We start from the raw sequence: 1,161 nt of genomic DNA, 5'->3' as shown, positions 1-1,161 counted from the left end.
CCGCCGCCCCCGCCTTTGCCACCGATGCCGACCGCGGCAAAGGCGCCGGCCGCCATCGCAAACCCGCCGTCGCCGCCCGAGCCGCCGACCGACTGCGCGAAGATGCCGATCGACATATCCTTGTCCGTGCTGATCAGGCCTGTGTTTTCGACATAGACCTTCTTGCTCCCGCCGCCCGACGCGCCATCGCCGCCAAGCGAGAAGGACGGCCCGCCAACCGAGACGGCAAATCCGCCTGAGCCGCCACCGCCGCCGATCGACTGCGCCAGGATGCCATGAGACTGGACACCTTCGGTGTGTACCGCCGCGCCATTGGTGACATCGACGGTCCAGCCCGTGCCGCCGCCACCTCCCTTGCCACCGATTGTGACGTTGGCGCCGAGGCCGGCGGAAGCCGTGCCGCCGCCATTGCCGCCGCCACCGCCGATCGACTGGGCGATGATACCCGTGGAGCGGTCGCCAAGCGTGTGAATCAGCCCTGAATTGATGCCGACCGTCACTGCCTTGGCGTCGCTGGCAGTGCCGGCCTTGCCGCCGATGCTGACAGCAGCCACAAGACCCGCGCCGTTCAACGAGAAGCCGCCATTGCCACCGCCGCCGCCGACCGACTGCACGATGACGCCGGCCGAGTCCGACTGATGGGTCGTGACGTCAAGTGTTGTCGTCGAGAAGAACTTTGCCGTCCCGGCTTCGCCGCCCCCCGCGCCCGAACCACCGATGCCCACGCTTGCGTTGACGCTCAGGCCGAACTGGCCGCCGCCATTTCCGCCACCGCCACCGATCGACTGCACGATGATACCGGCCGACCTTTCGCGGAAAGTCTCGACCGAACCATTATAGGTGGCTTCCGTCGCCACGCCCTTGCCGGCCGCGCCGCCTCTTCCCCCCATGCCGAAGCCGGCAATCGCCGACAGTGTGCCGGAAAAGCCGCCATTGCCGCCGCCGCCGCCGACCGACTGCACGATCAGGCCGGCCGAATCCGCGCCGTCCGTGGTGATCGATTGCATCGCGCCATCAGCCGTGCGCAGCGTGACGGCATCGGCATCGCCGCCGCCTGCGCCACTGCCGCCGACACCCACACTGGCGCCGAAGCTGGCAGCGCCGGAAAAGCCGCCATTGCCGCCGCCGCCGCCGATCGATTGGGCAACGATGCCGGTCGAC

At 69.0% G+C, this 1,161-nt stretch carries 1 pseudogene; it reads right to left on the bottom strand.

Going from position 1 to position 1,161, the window contains the following annotated elements:
• A pseudogene (locus tag EN932_RS36580) lies at positions 1 to 1,161 on the bottom strand (autotransporter outer membrane beta-barrel domain-containing protein); the annotation flags it as partial.

This window comes from Mesorhizobium sp. M7A.F.Ca.US.002.01.1.1 (assembly GCF_004022955.1).
GTDB classification, from domain to species: domain Bacteria; phylum Pseudomonadota; class Alphaproteobacteria; order Rhizobiales; family Rhizobiaceae; genus Mesorhizobium; species Mesorhizobium ciceri.
The sequence above is the reverse complement of the archived record's forward strand: the minus strand, read 5'-3'. Positions and strand labels throughout refer to the sequence as shown.